This is a genomic window from Nocardia sp. NPDC056100 (assembly GCF_042266325.1).
Taxonomy (GTDB): Bacteria; Actinomycetota; Actinomycetes; order Mycobacteriales; family Mycobacteriaceae; genus Nocardia.
The window spans coordinates 660,515-684,974 of sequence record NZ_JBHJVY010000001.1 but is presented as its reverse complement, the minus strand read 5'-3'; the positions used below and the strand labels follow the sequence as shown (position 1 = coordinate 684,974).

Genomic DNA, 24,460 nt, shown 5'->3' with positions numbered 1-24,460 from the left:
CTCGCGCCGCTCGCGACGACCGCCCCGCCAAGCCCGTGCGCCGCGACTGGCGTCCACGCGCGGCCAACGCGCCATACGGCAAGCCCGCCACAGCATCCGGCGAGCCGACCCGCGGCGACAACACCGGCGGATCCCGCCAATACAAGTCGGCGCGCCCCGACAGCGACACCAAGCGGCCCTACAGCGCGGGCAAGCCCGATTCTCCGCGCGGCACCTCCGAACGCTCCGGCTCTGGCCGTGCGTCCGGCGAGCGTACGGCTCAGTCCGGCCGCCAGGACTCCCGCGCAACCGGCGGAAAGTCCGGTGGTGCGGGTGCCGGATTCACTGCCCCGAGCGGTAAGCGCGACGATGCCGGACGTCCTCGTGGTAAGCGGGAATCTGTTGCGGCGCCGCGTGATCAGCAGCGCGGCAAGGCCGTTTCCAGTGGGCGTGATTCCGCTGGGTCGGGTGCGAAACCGCGTGCGGCCACTGGCAAGTCCGGTGGGTCCAAGTCCGGTGCTGCGGGTGGGAAAGCCGCTGCGGCCGTGCACGGGGTGGATCCGGTGCGGGTTGTGGCGCGGGATGTGTTGCGGGCGGTGCGGGAGCGGGATGCTTACGCGAACTTGGTGCTGCCGGGGTTGTTGCGGGAGCGGAAGATCAGTGGGCGGGATGCTGCGCTGGCCACCGAGTTGACCTATGGGGCGGCGCGGTCGCTGGGGTTGCTGGATGCGGTGATCGAGGCGGGTGCGGGGCGGTCGGTCGAGGAGATCGATGGGCCGCTGCTGGATGCTTTGCGGTTGGGGACCTATCAGCTGTTGCGGACCCGGATCGGGGCGCATGCGGCGGTGGATACCTCGGTCGCGTTGGCTCGGGCCGAATATGGCGCGGGGCGTGCGGGTTTCGTGAACGCGGTGCTGCGGCGGGTGGCGGAGAAGACGGCCGAGGAATGGGTCGAGCAGCTCGCGCCGCAGGACACGCTGGGGCACTTGGCTTTCGAGTACGCACATCCGGTGTGGATCGCGCAGGCGTTCGCCGATGCGCTCGGCGCGCGGGCGGGGGAGTTGCAGGAGGTGCTCGCGGCCGATGACGCCCGGCCCACCGTGCATCTCGTCGCCCGGCCGGGTGAGATCAGTGCCGAGGAGTTGGCGCTGGTCAGCGGTGGCGAGGAAGGTAAGTGGTCGCCGTACGCCGTCTATCTCGAGAGTGGCGATCCGGGCAAGCTGGAGCCGGTGCGCGAGGGTATGGCCGCCGTGCAGGACGAGGGCAGTCAGCTTGTCGCGCTTGCGGTAACGCGCGCACCCCTGGAAGGCCCCGATGGCGGCCGCTGGCTCGATCTGTGCGCCGGACCCGGCGGTAAGACCGCACTGCTGGGCGCGATCGCCGATATCGACGGCTTCCACATCGATGCTGTCGAACCCGCCGAACATCGCGCCGACCTGGTGCGGCAGGCGGCTCGTGGACTGCCGGTCGATATCCATATCGCCGACGGCCGCGAGAGCGGACTCACCCCGGGATACGACCGAATCCTGGTCGACGCCCCGTGCACCGGACTAGGCGCGCTGCGCCGTCGCCCGGAGGCACGCTGGCGCAGGCAGCCCTCGGACGTCAAGGATCTGGTCAAGTTGCAGCGCGAATTGCTGAGCGCCGCATGGGATCTGGTCCGCCCCGGCGGCGTGGTCGTCTACTCGACCTGTTCCCCGCACCTCCCAGAGACGGTCTCGGTGGTCTCCGATATGGTGCGCCGCACCGGCGCGGAACAGCTGGACACCCGCGAATTGCTCCCGGGCGTACCGGATCTCGGCGACGGCCCCGGCGCACAGCTGTGGCCGCACCGCCACGGCACCGACGCCATGTTCGTCGCGGCCCTGCGCAAACCGCTCGAATGAATCGGATGTAGTCGAGGAATGCGGCCCGTGAATCGCGGGCCGCATTTTCAGTCCTGCGCCTTCCTCATTGCCGCGCGGGCGGATTCGGCCGCCATGACACCCATACGCCCGCCCGCGGCGCGCGGCGGCAGCGGATCGCCATCCACTGCGGCCGCTCGGTGTCATCCGGTCCGAGATCGGTGCGCCCGAGCATGCAGCTGCCATCGGAATCCGGTATCAGCTCGATGGTTTCGCCATTCACCTCGAGGAACCGCTGCGGCCGCCCACTGCCGTACCGAATCACCGAGTTGATGGTCAGATCCGCGATATGGAAGCAGCACCACCATTGCGGCTGGGTCCGGGTGCGCCGGGTGATGGTGCGCGCCGCCGACACCGTATGCCGCAGCTCGGCCAGCGCCCGGAATCGATCGGCGGGTGTGAAATCGCCCGGATCATCGGATCCGGGGCACAGTACCGGCGACTGATCATCGGGATATCGATATCCGGGATCCACCTCACCGCGCCATCGCATTTCGGCCATGCGCGTGGTGATCGGCAGCCCATGCCATTCCTCATCGCACCAGGGGTGCGGGCAGCGTGGGAAATCCGGATCGCCGTAGTCGTAGCCGGTGCGTGGTTCTCCGTCGGCCAGCTGTTCGTTCACGAGCTGGTCGATCTGATTCACGATGTGCTGATCGCGGTACTGCGTCATGGTCCCGCCAGGTTGCGGTGCGTGCCGAGTGGCCTCGATCGTTCCACCGGCGGCGGGCGCAGGCAAGCCCATTGCTTGCCCGGCACTCATTCGCGGGCGGACTGCTCCCGCAGGCGCGCAAGGGTTTTCGCGAGGATTCGGGACACATGCATTTGTGAGATCCCCATCTGCTGGGCGATCTGGGTCTGGGTCATGGATTCGAAGAACCGCATGGTGAGGATGCGCCGCTCGCGTTCGGGCAGTCCGGCGAGCAGCGGCCGGATGGCCACGTACTCCTCGACCCGATCGAATTGGGATTCCTCCTCGCCGAGGGTGTCCAGCAGTGAGGCTTCGGTATCGCGGCCGACCGAGACCGCGTCGATGGAGCTGGGCTGGTAGGCGTTTCCGGCGATGACGGCCTGGGTCACCTCATCCGGATCGATGCCGAGTTGGGCGGCGATCTCCTTGGCGGTGGGGGAGCGGCCGAGCTGCTGGGAGAGCGCGTCGATGGCCGCGCCGATGCGCAGGTGAGTTTCCTTGACCCGCCGCGGAACTCGCATGGCCCAGGTATTGTCGCGGAAGTATCTGCGGACCTCGCCCATGATGGTGGGCACCGCGAAGGACAGGAAGTTGGAGCCGCGCCCGATATCGAATCGATCCACCGCGTGCACCAGGCCGACCCGGGCGACCTGGGTGAGATCGTCGAAGGGTTCACCGCGCCCGCTGAATTTGCGGGCGATGTGATCGGCAAGCGGTATGCACCGATTGATCAGCTGGCCGCGTAGTGCGGCGCGGCGCGCGGAATCCGGTTCGGTGGCGGCCAATTGCTCGAACAGCGCCGCCACATCGTCGTATCCGGAGCCGCTGCGCGCGACTTCCTCGGCGACCTCTTCGATTTCCTCGGCGTCGACCGCGTCATCGTTATCGGCCGCTTCGTTGTTCTCGGTGTCGTCCTCGGTGCCGGTCGACGCGTCCTGCGCGGCGGCGGCAGCCGAGGCAGCGTCCGCTGCTGTGGTGTCCTGCGGGGATTTCGCTGCGGTGGCAGCGGTTTCGGGGGCGCTGTGCCCGGAATCGGGCGAATCGGGCTGCGACGCGTCTGGCGAGGCGAACACCATGTCCTCGTCGGTCACTACGCCTTCCCCCGGACCCGCCGGAACTCCACCGTCGTCGGGTATCCGGAGATTGCCGGATCGTATGCGCCCTGGTTGGCCGTCACCTCATCGGCCAGGGTGCGCAGTACGTGCCAGCCGAAGCTGTGCTGGTTCGGCAACCCTTCCGAGCCCGCGATTCCGCTGACCCGAATCACCAAATCGCTGTCACCCACGGTGAACACGCACTGCAGTGTCGACCCGGGTACGGCCAGCGCGATGACCGTGGAGGCGGCCTCGTCCACGGCGAGCCGGATGTCGGCTACCTCGTCCAGGGTGAATTCGCTGAGTAGCACCAGGGTTTCGGCGAGTCCGCGCACGATGGGCAACTGGGAGACGGACGCGGCGACACCGATCTCGACCGGTGTGGCGCGGACCCCTTTTTCCGCCGAAATGTTGATCACCTGCACTAGGCTACCCATTTCCGCGCCCCGCAATCAGCGCAATGGCCGCGATCCACCACCCGGATCCGTACTCACCCCGCTCGATCGAGTTCGCCGGCGGGCTGCCACGCGACTATCCGGGGTTCGAGGGTGCGGCGACCGTTAGACTGCCGCGTGTGTGCACCCCATCCTCTCCTTTCACGCGGCCCGCGCCCATGATCGCGCCGTCCATCCTGTCCGCCGATTTCGCGCGCCTCGGGGATGAGGTGAAGGCCATCGCGGGAGCCGATTGGGTGCACGTGGATGTGATGGACAACCACTTCGTGCCGAACCTGACGCTGGGTCTGCCGGTGGTGCAGAGTCTGTTGAAGGCCACCGACATTCCGCTGGACTGCCATCTGATGATCGAGGATCCCGAGCGCTGGGCGCCGGGCTATGCGGAGGCGGGCGCGTACAACGTCACCTTCCACGCCGAGGCGACCGATAACCCGATCGCCGTTGCCCGCGATATCCGCGCGGCCGGTGCGAAGGCCGGGCTGTCGGTGAAACCCGGCACCCCGATCGAGCCGTACCTGGAGATCCTGCGCGATTTCGACACCCTGCTGGTGATGAGCGTCGAACCCGGTTTCGGCGGTCAGTCCTTCATCGCCGAGGTGCTGGAGAAGGCCCGCATCGTGCGCCGCCTGGTCGATTCCGGTGAGCTGCGCCTGGTGGTGGAGATCGACGGCGGCATCAATATGGACACCATCGAGCAGGCGGCCGAAGCCGGAATCGACTGTTTCGTAGCGGGTTCCGCCGTCTACAACACCGCCGATCCGGCCGCGACGGTGGAAGCCTTGCGGCAGAAGGTGATTGCGGTGGAGGCGTCAGCGGCCCAGTAGGGCCTCGACCACCGCTTCCAGCGGCGGCACCGAGCTGACCGTCTCGGGCGGCTGAATCCAGGTGCGGTAGCCCGTCCGCTCGTCATCGGCGGACGGCAGCACCACCTGGGCTCCGGCGCACGCGACGGTGGCGTACATCCGGAACAGTGCCGCGCCGACCGGGGTGCTGAGGGTCTCCGGCCGGGCGGGACCGGTGATGAAGGTCCAGCGCCGCGCGCGGGGATGATGTACGACCGGCCCGGCCAGTTCGGCCTGGGTGAGCCGTGCGAGCACGCGTTCGCCTAGTTCGGCGGGCATGGTGACGGCGCCGTAACGGCTGCCTATCTCCAGAAGAATGTGTCGTGACGTGGGATCTATCGATGCCGGGAGATGAAATTCGCGCCGGTACTGCACGCAACGAACTTCGAGGGTGGTATCGAGAAGCGTGGTCACGCTGCACTCCCAATTGTGTTGTAGTCCACCTGGATCCGACCCGCGCGGGGTCCAACCTTCCTTCGGTTCGACGTGGCGAAGATTCACCCGCGCCGGACACGGCGGCGGATGCGGGACTGTTCTGCGCTGAACTGCTCGCGAGATGTAAAACTGAGCGAAGTTGAACTGTAGGAATCAGCTGCATAACAATCTTGCGACCATTTCGTCAGATGCGCAAGATTCTGGTGTAAGCGAGTCGGAATTGGGTACGACGCGCCGACGATCTCGGGACACAGCTGTCTGAAGTGTGATGTTCGGGCGAGTGAGGCGCTCTGCCTCCTACGACCGCCTGTCGTTAGGCTGGTGTCGAACGCCCGCTCATCGGGGAATATCACCGATGGTCCGGGCTGTTGGCGCAAGCGAAGGGCCGGATGCACGGTCCGAGGCGACTGGGAGAGGTTGGGCATGTTCACAGGCATCGTTGAGGAGCTGGGCGAGATCGTCGCCACCGAGCAGCTGGCCGATGCGGCCCGGCTCACCATTCGGGGCCCGCTGGTGACCTCCGATGCCGGACACGGTGATTCGATCGCGGTCAACGGCGTCTGCCTCACGGTGGTGGACCAGCAGGTCGAGGGCGACACCTTCACCGTCGACGTGATGGCCGAGACCCTCAATCGCTCCAGCATCGGCGGCCTCGCCAACGGCGCTCGGGTCAATCTGGAACGCGCCGCCGCGGTGAACAGCCGCCTCGGCGGACATATCGTGCAGGGCCATGTCGACGGCACCGGCACCGTGCTCTCCCGCACCCCGTCCGAGAACTGGGAGGTGGTGCGAATCTCGTTGCCCGACAGCATCGCCCGCTATGTCGTGGAGAAGGGCTCCATCACCGTCGACGGCATCTCGCTCACGGTCTCGGGTCTGGGCCTGGCCGATGAGGTCGCCGCGGACGGCAGCAAGGACTGGTTCGAGGTCTCGCTCATCCCGACCACCCGCGAACTCACCACGCTCGGCACCGCTCCGGTGGGCGCCACGGTGAACCTGGAGGTGGACATCATCGCTAAGTACGTGGAGAGGCTCGTTCAGCGCGGCTAGCGCAAGACGAAGCCGGAGGCGGCGCAAAACGGACGCTGGCCTACTGTAGGTAGCGGCACCTAATTCGAGATGGAGCACAACAGACGTGACCAGGTTCGACACCATCGAGCGCGCAGTCGCCGACATCGCAGCCGGTAAGGCCGTTGTCGTCGTCGACGACGAGGGCCGGGAGAACGAGGGCGACCTCATCTTCGCGGCGGAGAAGGCGACACCCGAGCTCGTGGCCTTCATGATCCGCTACACCTCCGGTTACATCTGTGTACCTCTCACGGGTGAAGACTGCGACCGCCTGGGCCTGCCGCCCATGTACGCGGTCAATCAGGACAAGCACGGCACCGCGTACACCGTGTCCGTGGATGCCCGCGAGGGCATCAGCACCGGTATCTCCGCCGCCGATCGCGCCGCCACCATGCGGGTGCTGGCCGATCCGCTGGCCAAGTCCGATGACCTGACCCGCCCGGGCCACGTGGTTCCCTTGCGCGCCAAGGACGGTGGCGTACTGCGCCGCGCCGGGCACACCGAGGCCGCGGTCGACCTATCCCGGATGGCCGGGCTCAGCCCCGCCGGCGTCATCTGCGAGATCGTCAGCCAGAAGAACGAAGGCGATATGGCGCGCACCGAGGAGCTGCGCGTCTTCGCCGACGAACATGATCTGGCGCTCATCTGCATCGCCGACATGATCGCCTGGCGGCGCAAGAACGAGAAGCACGTCCGGCGTGTCGCCGAGGCCCGCATCCCCACCTCGTTCGGTGACTTCAAGGCCATCGGCTACGAGAGCGAATACGACGAGTCCGAGCATGTGGCCCTGGTCATGGGCGATATCGCGGGTGCGGACGGCAAGGGTGAGGACGTGCTGGTGCGCGTGCACTCCGAATGCCTCACCGGCGATGTCTTCGGTTCGCTGCGCTGCGACTGCGGTCCGCAGCTGAACGCGGCATTGCAGCTGGTGGCCGATGAGGGCCGCGGCGTGGTGCTGTACATGCGCGGTCACGAGGGCCGCGGTATCGGCCTCATGCACAAGCTCCAGGCGTACCAGGTGCAGGATGAGCAGCAGCTGGACACCTATGACGCCAATATCGCCATCGGCCAGCCCGCCGACGCCCGCGATTACGGTACGGGCGCACAGATTCTGGTGGATCTGGGCATCACCTCGATGCGGCTGCTCACCAATAATCCGGATAAGCGCGCCGGGATCGAGGGCTACGGCCTGAGCATCACCGAACGCGTGCAGATGCCGGTGCGCGCCAATTCGCACAATCTGCACTACCTGCGCACCAAGCGGGATCGCATGGGCCACGACCTGGTCGGCCTGGACGATCTCGACCTGGGCGAAACCGCGAACTGACCGACTGTTCCCGAGCACTGAGAAGGGCGGAAAACCGATGAGCGGCACGGGCGTACCCACGTTCGAGCTCGCCGATGCCAAGGATCTCAAACTTGGCATCGTGGCGTCGCGCTGGCACACCACCATCTGCGATGCGCTGGTCGCCAACGCGGAGCAGACCGCGCGGGACGCGGGGGTCTCCGATATCACCGTGGTCCGCGTCGCGGGCGCGATGGAATTGCCGGTGGTGGCGCAGGCGCTGGCCCGCAGCCATGACGCGGTGGTCGCCCTTGGCGTCGTAATCCGTGGCGAGACACCGCATTTCGAGTACGTATGCGATTCGGTCACCGCCGGGCTGACCCGGGTCTCGCTCGATGAGAGCGTCCCGGTCACCAATGGCGTGCTGACGGTGAACACCGAACAGCAGGCCCTGGATCGCGCCGGGCTGCCCGGTTCGTTCGAGAACAAGGGTGAGCAGGCGTCCGCCGCCGCCCTGGATGCCGCGCTCACCCTGCGCGAACTCTCGCAGACAGTCTGAGTCATGCCAGTCGTCCGGATCTGGAAGCGGGACGGCGGAGCGGAAGAACCGCCCCGCCGCACCGAACCGTCCGCGACACCGGCGACCCCACCGTCGGCACCCGAATCGAAGGCCGGTGAAACCGAAGTGTCTGGCACCGAAACCGCTGGCGCGCAGTCGAAATCGACCGCGGACGCCGCCGAGGAGACCGAGAACCCCGCGCCATCGGGCGGCGAATGGGATCTCGAGGTGCGCCCGCAGCACGCCATCATGACCGCGCGCATCGTCGCGGCGGTGCTGGCGCTCATCTTCATCGTCGCGGGCATTCTGCTGCGCCGGGGATCGACGGGCGTGAATTTCCGTCTCGCCGATCAATTGGGTCTCGCGGTCTTCGGCCTGCTGCTGGGCGGTGCGGTCCTGCTGCTCACCAGGCCCCGGGTGCGAGTCGGTAAGCGCGGCGTCTCGGTCCGGAATATCCTGGGCGACAATGAGTTCCGCTGGCAGGATATTCGCGGCATCTCCTTCGCGGATAAGAAGTCCTGGGCCCGGCTGGAATTGGTGCACGACGAATACGTGCCCATGATGGCCATTCGCACCAATGACAAACTGCGCGCGGCCGGTGCGATGGATCGTTTCCGTGAACTGGGTGCGAAATACACTGCCGCGAACACCAACTGACTAATTCCGTCCGGTGGCGCGGGCATTCATGACATCGTGCGGTAGGCCGATATCGGCCACCGTGCCGTCGCGAAGCAGTACGCAGTGATCGGCGTCGAGTGCCTCGGCTCGGTCGTGCGTGGCGTGCACGACCGTGACACCGGCGGCCGCCGTCTCGCGTAGCGTCCGCGAGATCTCCTGCTGCGCTTCGATATCCAATCCCGTCGTGGGTTCATCGAGCAGCAGCAGGTCCGACTCCTGAGCCAGGGCCCGGGCGAGCAGCGCGCGCTGCCGCTGCCCGCCGGAGAGATCGGTCAGGCGGCGATCCGCGAGACCGGCGATCCCCATGCGATCCATACAGTCGCGCACCACCGCTCGATCATCGCGCGTGAGTCGCCGCCACGGACCCCGATGCGCCCAGCGGCCCATGGCGACCGTGTCGCGCACGGTGATCGGCAGCGTCGCGGGGACGCCGCTGTGCTGGACGACCAGTGCGGGCCGCCGTGCGCCGGTGCGCGCGATAGTGCCTGCGGCCGGGCTGATTACGCCCGCCAGCACGCCGAGCAGGGTCGACTTGCCGGACCCGTTCGGCCCCACCAGTGCCGTCACTCGCCCCGCCGGAATCTCGGCGGTGATCTCGCGCAGCACCGTGCGCGATCGGTATCCGGCGGTCAGAGCGTCCAGCCGCACGGCCGGGGTGGATGAACTGTGCACTGCGTCACCTAACTTGTATTGAAAATCGTTTTCATAATAGCGTGCCGTCCCATGGAGTGGCTGATCGCCCCGTTGGAGGTTTCATTCGTACAGCGCGCGCTGTGGGGAGGACTGCTCGTCTCGGCCGTCTGCGCGGCGGCGGGGACCTGGGTTGTGGTGCGCGGCATGGCCTTTCTGGGCGAGGCGATGGCGCACGGGCTGCTGCCCGGCGTGGCCATCGCCTCACTGCTGGGCGGAAATCTGGTGCTGGGCGCGGCTTTCAGCGCCGGAGCCATGGCGGCGGGGGTGACCGCGCTGGGGAGGAGTCCGCGATTCGCGGCGGATACCGCGATCGGGCTGCTGTTCGCGGGCATGCTCTCGATCGGCGTGCTCATCGTCTCGCGGTCACAGTCCTTCGCCGTGGATGTGACCGGGCTGCTGTTCGGTGATGTGCTCGCGATCCGTGCTCGAGATATCGCGTACCTTGCTGTCGCGCTGGGTGTTTCGCTGACCGTCGCGGTGCTCGGTCACCGCGCGTTCGTGGCCCTGGCCTTCGATCCGCGCACCGCGCATACGCTCGGGCTGCGACCTCGCTGGGCGCAGGCGGCGCTGCTCGGACTGCTGACGCTCGCGATCGTCGCGTCCTTTCACGTCGTGGGAACGCTGCTGGTCTTCGGGCTGCTCATCGCACCGCCCGCGGCGGCCACCTATTGGTCGCATCGCATTCCGGTGATCATGGTGCTGGCCGCTCTCTTCGGCGGATTCGCCACCGTCGCCGGACTATTGGCCTCCTGGCATGCGGGGACCGCGGCCGGGGCGACCATCTCCGCGCTCGCGGTCGCGCTGTTCTTCCTCTCGGCGGTCGCGGCGCGATTGCGTGCGCCGGTCGTCGCACGGATGGCGCGACTTCGGGGGACGGTGCCCGTACCGAGTGCGAACGGCGTTGTGCTGCTCATGGTTCTGGCCACAGCGCTGCCATTGGCCGGGTGTGGTGCGGATGCCGAGGAACCTGCGCCTGCCGAGCCGCCGCCGCACGGGTATGTGGCGGGAGCCGAGGAAACCGATTCGCCTCAGTCGCGATTGGTGGTGGCCGATGCCGAGGGTGCGATTCGGGTGATCGATCTGATCACCGGGCAGATCTCCGAGGCAGGGCGTGTACCCGGCACGGTGCGGCTGGCCGGTGACGATCGCTTCGGATATCCGGTCACCGCTGATACCACCCGGGTGGTGGACGGCGGCGGTTGGACCGTCGATCACGGCGACCATATGCACTACTACCGCACCACGATTCGCGATATCGGCGGCGTGGCACACGGCGGCGTGACCGCCGTGAACAGCGACAAGATGGTCACCGCCATGGTCGTGGGCTCCGGGGCGGCGGCGCGGACACTGCTCCTGGACCGTGCGGCATTGGATACCGGCACCGTCACCGTGCGCGGAATCGTCGACGGCATCGCGGTCCCGTACGCGGAGCACCTCATCGCGGTAACCGGTTCCGGGAGTCCGGAAGTCCGCGCACGCGACGGCGGCGTTGTCACTCCGCTCACCGAACAGTGCCTCGAACCACGCTCACCGGTCGTGACCCGTCGTGGCGTCGTATTCGGTTGTGCCGATGGGGCTTTGCTGATCGTGGCGGACGGCGGGTTCGCCGCGACCAAGATCGCCTATCCGACCCCGGTGCCCGCGGCCGAACGCGCGACCGAATTCACCCATCGCGCGACCAGCACCACGCTCGCCGCGCGGGCCGGTGATCGCGGTGCCTGGGTGCTCGATATCGATGCCCGCGCTTGGCGTTTCGTCGAGACAGGTCCGGTGCTCGCGGTCAACACGGCGGGGTCGGGCAGTTCACTGCTCGCCTTGACCCGTGACGGTGTCCTGCACGCCCACGACATCGCGACGGGCGCGGAAACCGCACGGGCGCAGGTACTCATCGAACCCGTCTCCGGTGCTGTCCGCCCCGTGATCGAGATCGACACCAACCGCGCCTACCTCAACGATGCGACCGGACGCGCGATCCATGAGATCGACTACCGCGACAATCTGCGTCGCGCCCGCACCTTCCCCCTCGATATCGCCCCCGCGCACATGGTGGAGACCGGCCGATGAAATCCCTGTTCCGCCTCTGCGCCGTCAGCCTGGTCGCCCTCGCGGCGCTGCTGCCGGTGTCCGGTTGCTCGTCCTCCGATACCGCCAAGGTTCAAATCGTCGTCACCACGAACATTCTCGGCGATATGACGAAGGCCATCGCCGGTGCCGCCGCCGATGTCCTGGTGCTCATGCCCGCCGGTGCGGATCCCCACCAGTTCGCCATCTCCGCCCAGCAGGCGGCTCGAATCGAGCGGGCGACACTCCTGGTCCACAACGGGCTCGGGCTGGAGACCGGCGTGCAGCGTCAGGTGATCGCGGCCCAAGACTCCGGTGTCCCTACGCTTTCCGTGGGCGAACGGGTTGACCCGATCACCTACCGCAACAGCGACCGGCCCGATCCGCACTTCTGGACCGATCCGGCCCGGGCCCGCCGCGCCGCCGAAGTGATCAGCGCCCGCATGCTCGAGATTCCCGGCATCGACACCGACGCGGTGCGCGGTAACAGCGCCCGCTATCTGACCGAGCTCTCCGCCCTCGACACCTGGATGACCCAGCGCTTCGCCACCCTTGCCCCGGAGCAGCGCCGACTGGTCACCAATCACCACGTATTCGGCTATCTGGCACAGCGTTTCGACTTCCGGGTGATCGGCGCGATCGTCCCCAGCGGTACCGCGCTCGCCTCTCCGAGCGCCTCGGACCTGGCCGAGCTGGCCACCGCGGTACGGGAGTCCGGGGTACCCACGATTTTCGCCGACTCCTCCCAGCCGGACCGTCTGGCTCGGGTCCTGGCCGAACAGGCGGGCGTGCACGTGAAAGTCGCAGCCCTGCATACCGAATCGCTGACCGCGCCGGGCGGGGGAGCGGCGACCTACCTGGAAATGATGCGCGCCAACACCGAAGCCATTGTCACCGGCCTGACCCCGCCGTGACCCCTATGCGTTGCGCAACAACCGAAGATGATGAGGAGCAATAATGACGACCCGCACCAGAGTCGCCTCCGCGACGGCGCTCACCGGCCTCCTGGCATCGGTGGTCGCCCTGAGCGGCTGTAGCACGGACAGCAAGGACGATCGGCTCGTGATCGCCGAACCGCTCGCGGTGACGTATGACGGCGGTATCTACCTGCTGAACGGCCGAACCCTCACGGTGGCAAAGGATCTCCCGCTGGCGGGGTTCAACCGTGTCAATCCGGCCGGTAACGACACCCACATCATGGTGTCCACCAAGGAGGGTTTCCAGGCCCTCGATGCGGTGCGCGGCGAGTTCACCGATATCAAATTCCCCGGGGCCAAACCCGGCCACGTGGTGCGGCACGCCGATCGCACCGTGTTGTTCACAGACGGCACCGGCGAGGCCACCATCTTCGATCCGCGCGAGCTCGACCACGGTCAGCCCAAGGCAGAGATATACAAATCCGCCGCCGCGCATCACGGCGTCGCCGTCGAACTCGCGAACGGGCAATTGGTCACCACCCTCGGCACCGAGGAAAAGCGCACCGGCATAGTGGTTCTCGACAAGGAGCGCCGCGAGATCGCGCGCAATGAGGACTGCCCCGGTGTGCACGGCGAATCCACAGTCGCGGGCGAAGCGGTCGTCATCGGCTGCCAGACCGGCGCGCTGGTCTACCGCGACGGTGTCATCACCAAGGTCACCAGCCCGACGCCGTACGGCCGCATCGGCAATCAGGCGGGCAGCGACGCCTCACCGATCGCCCTCGGCGATTACAAGCAGGACAAGAACGCCGAACTGGAACGCCCGCAACAGATTTCCCTGATCGACTCGCGTAACGGAAGCATCCGCCTGGTCCCGATCGGCACCAGCTACACCTTCCGCTCACTGGCCCGGGGCGCACAGGGCGAGGCCCTGATCCTCGGCACCGACGGCCGCATCCACGTGGTGGACCCGTTGGCGGGCACCGAAACCCGCAGCTTCCCGGTCCTGCGCGCCTGGGAGGAGCCCCTCGAATGGCAGCAGGCCCGCCCGTCGATCTTCGTGCGCGGCGCGAACGTCTTCGTCAGCGATCCCGCCACCAAACAGATTCACCACATCGACCTGGCAGCGGGCACCATCGCCGCCTCGGTAACCCTGGACCACGCGCCGAACGAACTGAGCGGCGTCGTGGCCCAGGCACACTGATCGCTAGCACCACAGGTGCCGTGTCCAGGCGCGTTGTGTGGCAATCCTTTCACCACCCCGGACACGAACGCGCCTGGATGATGGGCCGGTGTAGTGCGGTGTTTCCTGGACGCGGCACCAGCGGCGACGTCGTGGCGGTGGGATCAGGGTGAGGCGAGGGTCAGTTGGGGTCGCCCAGCACCGCGCCTTCGCGGCGTGGATCAGCTCCGCCCACCCAGCCGTTCCCGTCGCGCACCAATGCGGACAGGCCGCTGGATTGCGGCAGCACTGATACCTGGTGCCCTAGTTGGCGTAGCTGCTGGACGAGTGCGTCATGATCGCCGTTGTCGGCGGCATTGATCGCCGGATGCTCCCCACCCACGTTGGTGGTGGGGGAGTTGGCCGCGCCGAATGCCACCATGGACACCGCCTGCTGCGGGTTCAGGCCCCAATCCAGCATGGCCACGAGGGTTTTCACCACGAACTGAATGATCACCGCGCCGCCGGGGGATCCGGTGACGTACGTCAGCTGTCCACGAGAACCGTCGGCGGCGCGGTCGAAGACCAGCGTCGGAGCCATGGAGCTGCGCGGCCGCTTCCCCGCGTCGATCCGATTCGCCACGGGCAGGCCATCTTTGCCGAGCGGTTCGGCGGCGAAGTCGGTGAGCTGGTTGTTCAGCACGAACCCGTCCACGATATGGAAGGAGCCGAACGCCGATTCCACCGTCGTGGTCATGGACGCGGCGTTGCCGTACTCGTCCACGATGGAGATATGGCTGGTGCCGTGCTCGGGCTGCGGTGCGGCGGTGCCCAGCGGCACCGGCCCGAAGTCGCCGGGCTGTGCGGTGCCCATGCTGTGATTGCGATCGATCAGCCCGGCACGCTGCTTCAGGTAGTCCGGATTCAACAGTGCCTGCGGTGAATTGCCCGGCATCGGAATGAAATCCGAGTCCGCGATGTACTTATCGCGATCGGCGTAGGCGAGCCGCTCCGCCTCGGAGATGATGTGCACCGCCTCCGCGGTGGGCTTACCGCCATTGCGGGCGGTGTCATTGTCGCCGGTGGTGTCCGTCGGCTTCATGGACGCCAGATCGAAGTTCGACAGAATGCCCAGCGTCGCCTCGACGGTGATCCCGCCCGAGGACGGATTGGGCATACCGCAGACCTCGTGCGTGCGATACGGCGCGCACACCACGGTGCGCTTCTTCGGCTGGTACGCGGCCAGATCGGCGAGCGTGGTCAGACCCGGCGTGCGCCCGCCCGAGGTGGTGTTGATGGCGTCGACGATGTCCTTGGCGATGGCCCCGGTGTACAGCGCGTCCGCGCCGTCGGTGGCAATCGCGTTGAGCGTCTTGGACATCGCGGGATTGGTGAGTGTCGTCCCGGCGGTCTTCGGGCTGCCGTCGGGCTGCAGGAAGTACGCGCTCGCGTTCTCATCGCGCTTGAGATCCGCTGCGCTGTCGGCGATTTGGCCCGCCATCCGCGGACTGATCTGGAAACCCTGATCCGCCAAGGCGATCGCCGGGGCGAACAGATCACGCCAGGTTTGCTTACCGTGTTCGCGCTGCGCCAGCTCCAGCATGCGCAGTGCGCCCGGGGTGCCGATGGAGCGGCCGCTGGCCCGCGCATTGGGTTGCGGTGTGGTGCGGTCGGTATCGCTTATCCAGCGCAGATAGTCCTGTGTCGCCCCCGCCGGCGCGGTTTCCCGGCCGTCGTAGGCGTCGATCTGCTTACTCGCGGCGTCGTAGTAGAGCAGGAACGCGCCGCCGCCGAGTCCGGACGCCTGCGGTTCCACCAGGCCGAGCACGGTCTGCGCCACGATGAGCGCGTCCGCGGCCGTTCCGCCGTCGTGCAGCACCTTGCAGGCTGCCGCGGTGGCGATGGGATTGGCGGTGGAGACCGCGAAGGTCTTGGTGTGCACCGGTTTCATACCGGTCCGGTACCCGGTGGCGATCTCCGGGTGCAGGCTCAGATTCGTGCTGGTGGGGCCGCTACCCGCACTGGCACTGATGGGGGTGCCGTTGGGGGAGGTCTCGCACACGCCCAGTTTCGAGTCCGAATCGGACGAACAGGCCGTGGCCGCTCCGAGTAGCAGCAGCAGGGCGGCCGCGGCGCCGCTCCAGGTATGCCGTCGCATGCGCCTCATGGTCGGACTCTAGCGCCGGGGCGCGATGCCGACAGGATTTTGCGTTGCTCGGGCGATATGCCGACTATCGGCGTCGCGCTGGTTATCAGCACTGGGAAGCCGGTCATATCGGCTGAAGTGCCCTGACCATGAGTAACTCACCCAGCTCGGAGCGGCGATGTGGTTCTCAGTTATTTGCAAGGTACTGTCGGACCGCCTCAACACACGATTGCGGAGGGTTAACCGGCATATGACCGAGATCCGGACACAGGCCACAAATCTGACTGCCGAGGACAGCGGCTATCACAAGGCGCTCAAACCTCGTCAGTTGCAGATGATCGCCATCGGCGGCGCCATCGGCACCGGCCTGTTCCTCGGTGCGGGCGGTCGCCTGCACAGCGCGGGCCCGTCGCTGTTCGTGGTGTACCTGGTCTGCGGAGTTTTCGTCTTCTTCATCCTGCGCGCCCTGGGCGAGCTGGTACTGCATCGCCCCTCCTCGGGATCGTTCGTCTCCTACGCTCGCGAATTCTTCGGTGAGCGAGCCGCGTTCGTCGCGGGCTGGATGTACTTCCTGAACTGGTCCATGACCGGCATTGTCGACACCACCGCGGTGGCCACCTATCTGCACTACTGGGGCCCGTTCGAGCCTGTGGCGCAATGGATTCTGGCCCTGGGCGCACTGATCATCGTGCTCGGCATCAACCTCGCCTCGGTGAAGTGGTTCGGCGAGATGGAGTTCTGGGCCGCCATGATCAAGGTGCTGGCTCTGGTCACGTTCCTGGTGGTGGGCACCGTCTTCCTGGCCGGGCGCTTCGATGTCGACGGCGCGGCCACCGGATTCCGGATGGTCAGCGATGCGGGCGGCTGGTTCCCGACCGGTGTGCTGCCGCTCATCACCGTCACCTCGGGTGTCGTATTCGCTTACGCCGCGGTCGAAATGGTCGGCATCGCGGCGGGTGAGACGGAGAATCCGGCCAAGATCATGCCGCGCGCCATCAACTCGGTGATCGTGCGTATCGCGGTGTTCTACTGCGGTTCGGTCATCCTGCTGGCGCTGCTGCTGCCGTACACCGCCTACAAGGCCGGTGAGAGCCCGTTCGTCACCTTCTTCAGCAAAGTCGGTGTGGCGCACATGGGTTCGATCATGAACTTCGTGGTGCTCACCGCGGCGCTGTCCTCGCTGAACGCCGGTCTCTACTCGACCGGGCGCATTCTGCGATCGATGGCCATGAACGGCAGCGCGCCCAAGTTCACCGCGCGCATGTCCAGTGCCGGTGTGCCCTACGGCGGCATCCTGCTCACCAGCACCATCGCGCTGTTCGGCATCTGGCTGAACTACATCGTCCCCGAGGACGCCTTCGAGATCGTGCTGAATGTGGCCTCGCTGGGCATTCTGGCGTCCTGGGCCACCATCGTGCTGTGCCAGCTCAAGCTCTGGTACTGGTCGCGCGACGGCCGCGCCGAGCGACCCGCCTTCCGCATGATCGGCGCGCCCTACACCGGTATCGCCACGCTGGTGTTCCTGTTCGCGGTGCTGGTGCTGATGGCCTTCGACCGGCCGGTGGGTACCTGGACCGTCGCCAGCCTGGTGATCATCGTGCCCGCCTTGATGATCGGGTGGAAGTTCGCCGCACCGCGGGTGCTGGCCATCGCGCAGGAGCGGGCCGGATACACCGGGGAATTCCCGGTGATTCCGCCGATCCCGATGGACGACAAGTAGTTTCCGGCTTCCGGCGCTATACTGGAAAATCGCTGGGGGACCTGCGCTTACAACGGCCGCACACGCAATTCGTGTGCGGCCGTTATGTGTTCGATATCACTGTTTGCCGTGCGTGCTATGCGCTGTGGCCATGGTCATAACTTCCCGAACTCGATTGTCTCGCAGCAAAACATTTGGTTAGCGTCAGGTTCTGCGCGTTCGCAGGGGGCGCGCAACCAGGGGTTACTCGATGAGGAGTGCTGTGAGTTCGACTTCGGCTGTGGTCGACGAGGTGGACATCTCGTCGACGGGTGCCGGGAACAGTGTTCCTGCCACGATTTTCGAGCGATTGACACAGGTTCTACGAATTATTCGCCGTAATAGTTCCGAGATCGAGTTGCCCGCACAGGTGCGGGAAACTCGGAACGCGGCTTTGTTCGCTGCGGGATTCGCGTTTCTGCACGTGCTGCTGGCGGCGACCGACGGATTCGGCGAGATGCTCGGCAGCGCCGGGCACTTCTGCGCCGCCTGGATAACCGGTGGTGTGGCACTGTTTTTCGGCCTGCGCTCGCAATGGGTCTGGATCGCGGCGCTGGGAGTGGCCAGCCTGCAGGCGTTCTTCGGGGTCTTCACGCTGGTATCGGCCGAAATGCCCACGGGGGTCGGGCCTTTCACCGTGCTGTTCGGCGTGATGGCGTCCAGTGTGGTGCTGGCGCTGCTGCTGCGCCGGGACTGCTATCGGTGGTTCGTGGCGGCCTGAGACGGAATTGCCGCCCACGCATCGGCCTGGGCGGCAAGAACTTCCGATCGGTGCGCTACTTCAGGCTGCGGCCCAGCGCTCGTCCGGCGGCGCGGCCGGAGAAGATGCAGCCGCCCAGGAAGGTGCCTTCCAGGGCGTTGTAACCGTGTACGCCACCGCCACCGAAACCGGCGACCTCACCCGCGGCGTAGAGCCCCGGGAAGGCGGTGCCGTCCGGGCGCATGACCTGGGAGTCGAGGTTGGTCTGCAAGCCGCCCAGCGTCTTTCGGGTCAGGATGTTCAATCGCACCGCGATGAGCGGGCTGTGCGCGGGGTCGAGGATCTTGTGCGGGGTGGCGACGCGGCCCAGTTTGTCGCCGAGGTAGCGGCGGGCATTGCCGATGGCCATGAGCTGGCCGTCCTTGCTGAACTTGTGCTCGGCATCGCGATCGCGGGCCACGATCTGGCGTTCGATATCGGCCGCGTCCAGATGCGGTCCGCGGGCGATCTTGTTCATGCCAGCGACGAGATCCGAAAGGGTATCGGCGACAATGAAGTCCACGCCGTGCTGCTTGAAGGCTTCCACCGGCCCCGGCGCGCCCTTGGCCACCCGGCTCTTGAGCGTGAGCTTGAGATCCTTACCGGTGATATCGGGATTCTGCTCCGAACCCGAGAGCGCGAACTCCTTCTCGATTATCGACTGATCCAGGATGAACCAGGAGTAGTCGTAGCCGGTCGAGAGGATCTGCTTCATGGTGGCATTGGTGTCGAAACCCGGGAAACACGGTGCGGGCATACGCTTTCCATTGGCATCGAACCACAGCGACGACGGACCCGGAATGATGCGAATGGCGTGATCGGGCCAGATCGGATCCCAGTTGTGAATGCCTTCGGTGTAGTGCCACATGCGATCCCGGTTCACGATGCGCCCGCCCGCGGCCTCGGTGATGCCGAGCATGCGCCCGTCCACGTGCGCGGGCACACCCGAGATCATGTGCTCGGGGCAGGGGCCCAGGCGATCCACCGGCCAGTTGGCGCGAATCAGGTCGTGATTGTGGCCGATGCCGCCGGAGGTGACGATCACGGCCTTGGCGGCGAGTTCGAAGTCGCCCACCACATTTCGTGAGGATGCCACACCGCGCGCTTCGTCCGAGGGCTCCAGCACGCTGCCGCGAATACCGGTGACCGCGTCATCGGCGACCACCAATTCGTCCACGCGATGGCGGAAGGCGAAGCCGACCTGCCCGCGCTGTTCGGCAGCCAGCACCGGCTCCAGGAATACCCGCACCACCTCCGGCCCGGTACCCCAGGTGAGATGGAAGCGCGGTACCGAATTGCCGTGCCCGTCGGCGAATTCGCCGCCGCGCTCGGCCCAGCCGACCAGCGGCGTCACCCGGAGTCCGAGATCGTGCAGGTACTGCCGCTTCTCACCGGCCGCGAATTCCACATAGGCGCGCGCCCACTGGCGGCCCCAGTGGTCCTCGTCCTCGCGGTCGAAGCCCGCCGAGCCCAGCCAGTCCTGCATGGCCAGCTCCAGGGAGTCCTTCACGCCCAGGCGGCGCTGCTCCGGACTGTCCACGAAGAACAGGCCGCCCAGCGACCAGAACGCCTGCCCGCCCAGGTTGGCGCGGTTCTCCTGATCCACCACCAGCACCCGGCGTCCCGCCTTGACCAGTTCGTGGGTCGCGACGAGACCGGCCAGACCGGCGCCGACGACGATGACATCCGGGTTCTCGATCATGCCCAATTCCTAGGGTTGTAGAAGTTCGATACACGAGTGTATCGAACTGATCTGTCGGTGCGGCGTGGCATTGTTCTACTGTGCCGATTTCCTCCAATGGATCTGCTGCTCTGACCGTCGCTGCGGCGCGTCGCATCGCCCTGGGCGCACAGGGCTTCGCCACCGCCCGCCCGAGCGGTCCGCCCACCCGCCGCACGCTGGCCAAGGTGCTGGACACCACCAAACTGCTACAGATCGATTCGGTCTCGGCGGTGGTGCGCGCGCACTACGCACCGGTGTTCAGTCGCATCGGTGCGTACGACCGGGCGCTATTGGATGAGATGGCCTGGAGCGATACCGCGCGGCGGCCGCGCAAACTGGTCGAATACTGGGCGCACGAGGCCGCGCTGCTCCCGGTCGAGGATTGGCCGCTCATGCGCTGGCGCATGATCAAATACCGGCACGGCCGCTGGGCGGGCCTGGGCCGCCACCGCGATGAGAAGCTGGCCGACGAGGTGCAGAGCGTACTGCGCGAATTCGGCCCCAGCACCGCCGGTGAGATCGAGAAGCATCTGGAGCTGGATCGGCCACGCGCCAAGGACAATTGGGGCTGGAACTACAGCGAGACCAAGGTGGTGTGCGAGCAGCTCTTCGCCTCCGGTGAACTCTCGGTCCCCAAACGCGTTGCCTTCCAACGTCATTACGACCTGACCGAACGCGTCCTGCCCGCCGAGGTCTGCGCCCGCGAGATCGATGAGCCCGACGCCGTCCGCGAACTCGTCCGCCGCTCGTCCGCCGCGCACGGCATCGCCACCGAAACCGACCTGCGGGACTACTACCGCCTCAAGCGCACCCAGACCGAGCCCGCCATCGCCGACCTCATCGCCGCGGGTGAACTCGAACAGGTCGCCGTCGAAGGCTGGGACAAACCCGCGTACCTGCACACCGCGGCCCGCATCCCGCGCCGCGTCACCGGCTCGGCCCTACTGTGCCCCTTCGACCCGCTGATCTTCTTCCGCGCCCGCACCGAACGCCTCTTCGACTTCCACTACCGCATCGAGATCTACACCCCCGAGCACAAACGTGTGCACGGCTACTACGTCTTCCCATTCCTCCTGGACGGCGAGATCGTCGCCCGCGTGGACCTGCGCGCCGACCGCACCACCGGAATCCTCCGCGTCCCAGGAGCATTCCTCGAACCGGGCCACGACCGTACCCGCGTAGCGGTGGAACTCGCTGCGGCACTTCGCGAAATGGCCGACTGGCTCGAACTCGACACCCTGGAAATAGGCACCCGAGGCGACCTCGCCACCGCCCTGTCCAAGGCAGCCCGAATCCGCGTCAGCGCCTGACAGGTGTGCAACCACACCCTCTGCGCCGCAACATGTTTCGGCGCAGAGGGGGTGCGACGGCTAACCGAGTGTCAGAACGGCCCGTCCGTATAGGCGTTCAATACGATGCCCTGCTTGCCCTCGCCATTGCATTCGATGGTCATGGGAATCATGGGGCGCGGTGAGTCGCCGACGATGTACGTCGGGGACTGGAAACCGTGGCCGACCTGGCGGGTGCCGAGGCATTCGACGACGGCGGCGTACCACATACCCTCCGGGCAGGTGTAGGTCGCGGTGTCGAGGGTGCGGTCGATCCGGCAGGGCGCGTCGGCCTGCGTGGCCGGTGCGCCCAGGGTGACCAGGGCCGCCGCGCCCAGGCTCAGGGCCGAGCCGGTGGCGAGCGAACGGAGGTGGGGACGGTTCATCTTCAATACTCTCCCGTTGTTGCGTGGACAGCTGGTCCGATGACAGTGCGCACCCATACTGGCCTCAGTCGGCGGCGGTACGTGGGAGTACGCGCGCGAGCGGTCGGCGTGGCGCGGTTATGCGACGAGCAGGGGCGCGGGCGCGGTGAGCACCGGACCGCCGCAGATCACGACGGTCGATTCGTGAATCAGGTAGTCGCCGTACACGAATATGGTGCCGTCCGCGGACTCGGCGGCCGCCGGTACGGAGACCCCGACCAGCGCGGCGGCGGCCAGCGTCAGTGCGGCCCCTATCGCGAGCGACCGGCGCCGGCGGCGAAGGCGAATCATGGTTCTGCTCTCCTCTGGGTTCGCTGATCAGGCAGTTCGGTGATCTTGCCCGTACCTTCGGAGCCGTCGTGCCCGCGGATGAGTCTTCCGGCGTGGCGCGTCCTACATGAGTGTCGTGTCGCGTTCGCCGGATTGGTCGTGTGATGGGCGCGGGGGAGCTGTCGGAGGGGCTCGTTAATCTGGGTGCGTGCCAGATCCCGCGACGTACCGGCCCGCGCCGGGGACCATTCCTGTTGAGCCCGGCGTCTACCAGTTCCGGGATGTCCACAAGCGGGTCATCTACGTCGGTAAGGCGAAAAGCCTGCGCAGCAGGCTGAACTCGTACTTCGCCGATATCTCCGGATTGCATCCGCGCACCCGCCAGATGGTCACCACCGCCGCCAGCGTGGAGTGGACCGTCGTCTCCACCGAGGTCGAAGCGCTACAGCTGGAATACAACTGGATCAAGGAATTCGATCCGCGCTTCAATGTCCGCTACCGGGACGACAAGTCGTATCCGGTGCTCGCGGTCAGCCTCAACGAGGAGTATCCGCGGGTATTCGTCTATCGCGGCGCGCGCAAGAAGGGCGTGCGGTACTTCGGCCCGTACGCGCACGCGTGGGCAATTCGCGAAACCCTGGATCTGCTGCTGCGGGTCTTCCCGGTGCGCACCTGTTCGGCCGGAGTCTTCAAGCGGCACAACCAGATCGGCCGTCCCTGCCTGCTCGGCTATATCGACAAATGCTCCGCGCCGTGCGTCGGCCGGGTGAGCGCCGATGAGCATCGGCAGATCGTCGAGGACTTCTGCGACTTCCTCTCCGGTAAGACCGACCGATTGGTCAAGGAGCTGGAGAAGCGGATGCACGCCGCCTCCGAGGAGCTCGATTTCGAGACCGCCGCACGCCTGCGCGATGACGTCCAGGCACTGCGCCGCGCGTTGGAGAAGCAGGCCGTGGTGCTCGGCACCGGCACCGATGCGGACGTAATCGACTTCGCCATAGACGAATTGGAAGTCGCCGTGCAGATCTTCCACGTCCGCAACGGCCGCGTGCGCGGTCAGCGCGGCTGGGTGGTCGACAAATCCGGCGATGCCATCGACGAGGTCGAATCGGGCGGTGAACTGCCCGCCCTGGTGGAGCAGTTCCTCACCCAGTTCTACGGTGAGCAGTCCACCCTGGCCGAGCAGACCGGTGAGGAACAGCCCGGCAATGTGGTGCCGCGCGAAGTCCTGGTCCCCGCCCTGCCCCGGGACGCCGAACAGGTGCAGCAGTGGCTCTCCACCCTGCGCGGTTCGGCCGTGCAGCTCCGCATCCCGCAGCGCGGCGATAAGAAGGCCCTCGCCGAGACCGTGCAGCGCAACGCACAGGAGGCGCTGCAACAGCACAAGTTAAGGCGCGCAGGCGATCTCACCGCCCGCTCGGCCGCGCTCCAGGAGATCCAGGACGCCCTGGATCTGGACAGCGCACCGCTGCGCATCGAATGCGTCGATATCAGCCACGTGCAGGGCACCGATGTGGTGGCCTCGCTGGTCGTGTTCGAGGACGGCCTGGCCCGCAAGTCCGAGTACCGGCACTACGCCATCAAGGAGGCCGCCGGTGACGGCCGCTCCGACGATGTGGCCAGCATCGCCGAGGTCACGCGCCGCCGCTTCGCCAAACTGCGCCGCGACCTGGATGCCGCCGAAGCCGCCGAGCTCGCCGAATCCGATTCGGACGCAATGGAACCCGGCCTGCCCGGCATCGACCCGAAGACCGGTAAACCGCGCCGCTTCGCCTATCCGCCCAACCTGTACGTGGTCGACGGCGGCGCGCCGCAGGTGAGCGCCGCCGCCGAGATCCTGGACGAACTGGGCATCACCGATGTCGCGGTCATCGGCCTGGCCAAGCGCCTGGAAGAGGTCTGGGTGCCGAACGAACCCGATCCGGTCATCATGCCGCGCACCAGTGAGGCGCTCTATCTGCTCCAGCGGGTCCGCGATGAGGCACACCGTTTCGCCATCACCTTCCATCGCAGCAAACGTTCGCGCCGGATGACCGCCTCGGTGCTCGATACCGTGCCGGGCCTGGGCGAAACCCGGAAAACGGCGCTGGTGACGCACTTCGGATCGGTCGCGAAGCTGAAGGAGGCTACGGTGGAGCAGATCACCGAGGTCCCGGGCATCGGGATGGCTACGGCCAAGGCAGTGCTCGCTGCTTTGCATACCGACTAGTTCATCCCCGGTCAGTGGCGCGACACGCCGAGAGCGAGTCGCGCGACACGCCGACTGTG

Annotated in this window: 21 protein-coding genes and 1 pseudogene; 13 read left to right on the top strand and 9 right to left on the bottom strand. The window is 66.8% G+C overall.

The window, feature by feature from the left end; genetic code table 11:
* Positions 1 to 545: 545 nt before the first annotated feature.
* A pseudogene (locus ACFC0O_RS03235) lies at positions 546 to 1,865 on the top strand (RsmB/NOP family class I SAM-dependent RNA methyltransferase); the annotation flags it as partial.
* Between the two features lie 64 nt (positions 1,866 to 1,929).
* Here ACFC0O_RS03235 and ACFC0O_RS03230 read toward each other — a convergent pair.
* The 3 genes from ACFC0O_RS03230 to ACFC0O_RS03220 all read right to left on the bottom strand — a co-directional run bounded on the left by ACFC0O_RS03230 (position 1,930) and on the right by ACFC0O_RS03220 (position 4,087).
* Positions 1,930 to 2,556 (bottom strand): hypothetical protein, encoded by a 627-nt coding sequence (locus ACFC0O_RS03230; RefSeq protein ID WP_375953390.1) that lies wholly within the window; start codon positions 2,554 to 2,556, stop codon positions 1,930 to 1,932.
* Positions 2,557 to 2,642: 86 nt separating this feature from the next.
* Positions 2,643 to 3,431, bottom strand: coding sequence for a SigB/SigF/SigG family RNA polymerase sigma factor (locus tag ACFC0O_RS03225; protein ID WP_364632839.1), 789 nt, complete (start codon positions 3,429 to 3,431; stop codon positions 2,643 to 2,645).
* 233 nt (positions 3,432 to 3,664) lie between these two features.
* A complete protein-coding gene (locus ACFC0O_RS03220) occupies positions 3,665 to 4,087 on the bottom strand; it encodes an anti-sigma factor (RefSeq protein WP_375953389.1) in 423 nt (140 codons plus the stop codon).
* A 194-nt stretch (positions 4,088 to 4,281) separates the two neighbouring features.
* Between ACFC0O_RS03220 and rpe the strand changes: the two genes are divergently transcribed.
* Positions 4,282 to 4,947, top strand: coding sequence for a ribulose-phosphate 3-epimerase (rpe, locus tag ACFC0O_RS03215; protein WP_364632841.1), 666 nt, complete (start codon positions 4,282 to 4,284; stop codon positions 4,945 to 4,947).
* Here the strand turns inward: rpe and ACFC0O_RS03210 are convergent.
* Positions 4,933 to 5,244 (bottom strand): hypothetical protein, encoded by a 312-nt coding sequence (locus ACFC0O_RS03210; RefSeq protein ID WP_364632527.1) that lies wholly within the window; start codon positions 5,242 to 5,244, stop codon positions 4,933 to 4,935. The two genes, rpe and ACFC0O_RS03210, sit on opposite strands and share 15 nt — an antisense overlap.
* A 579-nt stretch (positions 5,245 to 5,823) precedes the next feature.
* On the opposite strand from ACFC0O_RS03210, the gene ACFC0O_RS03205 reads away from it, so the two are divergent.
* From ACFC0O_RS03205 to ACFC0O_RS03190, 4 genes are all read left to right on the top strand, one after another.
* Entirely contained in the window at positions 5,824 to 6,450 is a 627-nt protein-coding gene (locus tag ACFC0O_RS03205; protein ID WP_364632529.1) for a riboflavin synthase, read from the top strand.
* Between the two features lie 85 nt (positions 6,451 to 6,535).
* Positions 6,536 to 7,795, top strand: a complete 1,260-nt coding sequence (locus ACFC0O_RS03200; RefSeq protein WP_364632531.1) for a bifunctional 3,4-dihydroxy-2-butanone-4-phosphate synthase/GTP cyclohydrolase II — start codon at positions 6,536 to 6,538, stop codon at positions 7,793 to 7,795.
* Between the two features lie 37 nt (positions 7,796 to 7,832).
* Entirely contained in the window at positions 7,833 to 8,312 is a 480-nt protein-coding gene (ribH, locus tag ACFC0O_RS03195; RefSeq protein ID WP_364632533.1) for a 6,7-dimethyl-8-ribityllumazine synthase, read from the top strand.
* A gap of 3 nt (positions 8,313 to 8,315) precedes the next feature.
* Positions 8,316 to 8,969 carry a PH domain-containing protein gene (locus tag ACFC0O_RS03190; RefSeq protein WP_375953386.1) on the top strand — a complete coding sequence of 218 codons (654 nt, stop codon included), beginning with the start codon at positions 8,316 to 8,318 and terminating at the stop codon, positions 8,967 to 8,969.
* Here ACFC0O_RS03190 and aztA read toward each other — a convergent pair whose 3' ends face one another.
* Complete coding sequence (aztA, locus tag ACFC0O_RS03185) at positions 8,970 to 9,662, bottom strand: zinc ABC transporter ATP-binding protein AztA (protein WP_375953384.1); 693 nt, start codon at positions 9,660 to 9,662, stop codon at positions 8,970 to 8,972.
* Between the two features lie 51 nt (positions 9,663 to 9,713).
* On the opposite strand from aztA, the gene aztB reads away from it, so the two are divergent.
* Genes aztB through aztD form a run of 3 tightly spaced genes read left to right on the top strand, consistent with a single transcriptional unit; the run spans position 9,714 to position 13,865 of the window.
* A complete protein-coding gene (gene aztB / locus ACFC0O_RS03180) occupies positions 9,714 to 11,747 on the top strand; it encodes a zinc ABC transporter permease AztB (protein ID WP_375953382.1) in 2,034 nt (677 codons plus the stop codon).
* Entirely contained in the window at positions 11,744 to 12,658 is a 915-nt protein-coding gene (locus ACFC0O_RS03175) for a metal ABC transporter solute-binding protein, Zn/Mn family (protein WP_375953380.1), read from the top strand. Before aztB ends, ACFC0O_RS03175 begins: the two co-directional genes overlap by 4 nt.
* A gap of 43 nt (positions 12,659 to 12,701) precedes the next feature.
* The gene (aztD, locus tag ACFC0O_RS03170) at positions 12,702 to 13,865 is read left to right on the top strand and encodes a zinc metallochaperone AztD (protein WP_375953378.1); all 1,164 of its coding nucleotides are present in this window, start codon (positions 12,702 to 12,704) and stop codon (positions 13,863 to 13,865) included.
* 160 nt (positions 13,866 to 14,025) lie between these two features.
* Here the strand turns inward: aztD and ACFC0O_RS03165 are convergent, their stop codons facing one another.
* On the bottom strand, positions 14,026 to 15,990 hold the full coding sequence (locus tag ACFC0O_RS03165) for a gamma-glutamyltransferase family protein (protein ID WP_375953376.1): 1,965 nt from the start codon (positions 15,988 to 15,990) through the stop codon (positions 14,026 to 14,028).
* Between the two features lie 229 nt (positions 15,991 to 16,219).
* Here ACFC0O_RS03165 and ACFC0O_RS03160 point away from each other — a divergent pair, with 229 nt between their 5' ends.
* Both ACFC0O_RS03160 and ACFC0O_RS03155 read left to right on the top strand, forming a co-directional pair.
* Positions 16,220 to 17,689: an amino acid permease gene (locus ACFC0O_RS03160; RefSeq protein ID WP_364632547.1), complete on the top strand. Its 1,470-nt coding sequence runs from the start codon at positions 16,220 to 16,222 to the stop codon at positions 17,687 to 17,689.
* Positions 17,690 to 18,101: 412 nt separating this feature from the next.
* Positions 18,102 to 18,428 (top strand): hypothetical protein, encoded by a 327-nt coding sequence (locus ACFC0O_RS03155; RefSeq protein ID WP_375953374.1) that lies wholly within the window; start codon positions 18,102 to 18,104, stop codon positions 18,426 to 18,428.
* A gap of 55 nt (positions 18,429 to 18,483) precedes the next feature.
* Here the strand turns inward: ACFC0O_RS03155 and ACFC0O_RS03150 are convergent, their stop codons facing one another.
* Entirely contained in the window at positions 18,484 to 20,148 is a 1,665-nt protein-coding gene (locus tag ACFC0O_RS03150; RefSeq protein ID WP_375953372.1) for an FAD-binding dehydrogenase, read from the bottom strand.
* An 80-nt stretch (positions 20,149 to 20,228) separates the two neighbouring features.
* On the opposite strand from ACFC0O_RS03150, the gene ACFC0O_RS03145 reads away from it, so the two are divergent.
* The gene (locus ACFC0O_RS03145) at positions 20,229 to 21,479 is read left to right on the top strand and encodes a winged helix-turn-helix domain-containing protein (protein WP_375953370.1); all 1,251 of its coding nucleotides are present in this window, start codon (positions 20,229 to 20,231) and stop codon (positions 21,477 to 21,479) included.
* Positions 21,480 to 21,550: 71 nt separating this feature from the next.
* On the opposite strand, the gene ACFC0O_RS03140 is transcribed toward ACFC0O_RS03145, so the two are convergent.
* Both ACFC0O_RS03140 and ACFC0O_RS03135 read right to left on the bottom strand, forming a co-directional pair.
* Positions 21,551 to 21,883, bottom strand: a complete 333-nt coding sequence (locus tag ACFC0O_RS03140) for a hypothetical protein (protein ID WP_364632555.1) — start codon at positions 21,881 to 21,883, stop codon at positions 21,551 to 21,553.
* Between the two features lie 117 nt (positions 21,884 to 22,000).
* Positions 22,001 to 22,213, bottom strand: a complete 213-nt coding sequence (locus ACFC0O_RS03135) for a hypothetical protein (protein ID WP_375953368.1) — start codon at positions 22,211 to 22,213, stop codon at positions 22,001 to 22,003.
* A gap of 187 nt (positions 22,214 to 22,400) precedes the next feature.
* Between ACFC0O_RS03135 and uvrC the strand changes: the two genes are divergently transcribed.
* Positions 22,401 to 24,401: an excinuclease ABC subunit UvrC gene (gene uvrC, locus ACFC0O_RS03130; protein WP_375953366.1), complete on the top strand. Its 2,001-nt coding sequence runs from the start codon at positions 22,401 to 22,403 to the stop codon at positions 24,399 to 24,401.
* Positions 24,402 to 24,460: the final 59 nt, after the last annotated feature.

What these genes read in the sequence shown, in the direction of transcription:
- ACFC0O_RS03230 (WP_375953390.1), bottom strand. Translation starts at nt 2,556, where the DNA reads ATGACGCAGTACCGCGATCAGCACATCGTGAATCAGATCGACCAGCTC.
- rpe (WP_364632841.1), top strand. Translation starts at nt 4,282, where the DNA reads ATGATCGCGCCGTCCATCCTGTCCGCCGATTTCGCGCGCCTCGGGGAT.
- ACFC0O_RS03210 (WP_364632527.1), bottom strand. Translation starts at nt 5,244, where the DNA reads ATGCCCGCCGAACTAGGCGAACGCGTGCTCGCACGGCTCACCCAGGCC.
- ACFC0O_RS03205 (WP_364632529.1), top strand. Translation starts at nt 5,824, where the DNA reads ATGTTCACAGGCATCGTTGAGGAGCTGGGCGAGATCGTCGCCACCGAG.
- ribH (WP_364632533.1), top strand. Translation starts at nt 7,833, where the DNA reads ATGAGCGGCACGGGCGTACCCACGTTCGAGCTCGCCGATGCCAAGGAT.
- ACFC0O_RS03190 (WP_375953386.1), top strand. Translation starts at nt 8,316, where the DNA reads ATGCCAGTCGTCCGGATCTGGAAGCGGGACGGCGGAGCGGAAGAACCG.
- aztB (WP_375953382.1), top strand. Translation starts at nt 9,714, where the DNA reads ATGGAGTGGCTGATCGCCCCGTTGGAGGTTTCATTCGTACAGCGCGCG.
- ACFC0O_RS03175 (WP_375953380.1), top strand. Translation starts at nt 11,744, where the DNA reads ATGAAATCCCTGTTCCGCCTCTGCGCCGTCAGCCTGGTCGCCCTCGCG.
- aztD (WP_375953378.1), top strand. Translation starts at nt 12,702, where the DNA reads ATGACGACCCGCACCAGAGTCGCCTCCGCGACGGCGCTCACCGGCCTC.
- ACFC0O_RS03165 (WP_375953376.1), bottom strand. Translation starts at nt 15,990, where the DNA reads ATGAGGCGCATGCGACGGCATACCTGGAGCGGCGCCGCGGCCGCCCTG.
- ACFC0O_RS03160 (WP_364632547.1), top strand. Translation starts at nt 16,220, where the DNA reads ATGACCGAGATCCGGACACAGGCCACAAATCTGACTGCCGAGGACAGC.
- ACFC0O_RS03150 (WP_375953372.1), bottom strand. Translation starts at nt 20,148, where the DNA reads ATGATCGAGAACCCGGATGTCATCGTCGTCGGCGCCGGTCTGGCCGGT.
- ACFC0O_RS03140 (WP_364632555.1), bottom strand. Translation starts at nt 21,883, where the DNA reads ATGAACCGTCCCCACCTCCGTTCGCTCGCCACCGGCTCGGCCCTGAGC.
- ACFC0O_RS03135 (WP_375953368.1), bottom strand. Translation starts at nt 22,213, where the DNA reads ATGATTCGCCTTCGCCGCCGGCGCCGGTCGCTCGCGATAGGGGCCGCA.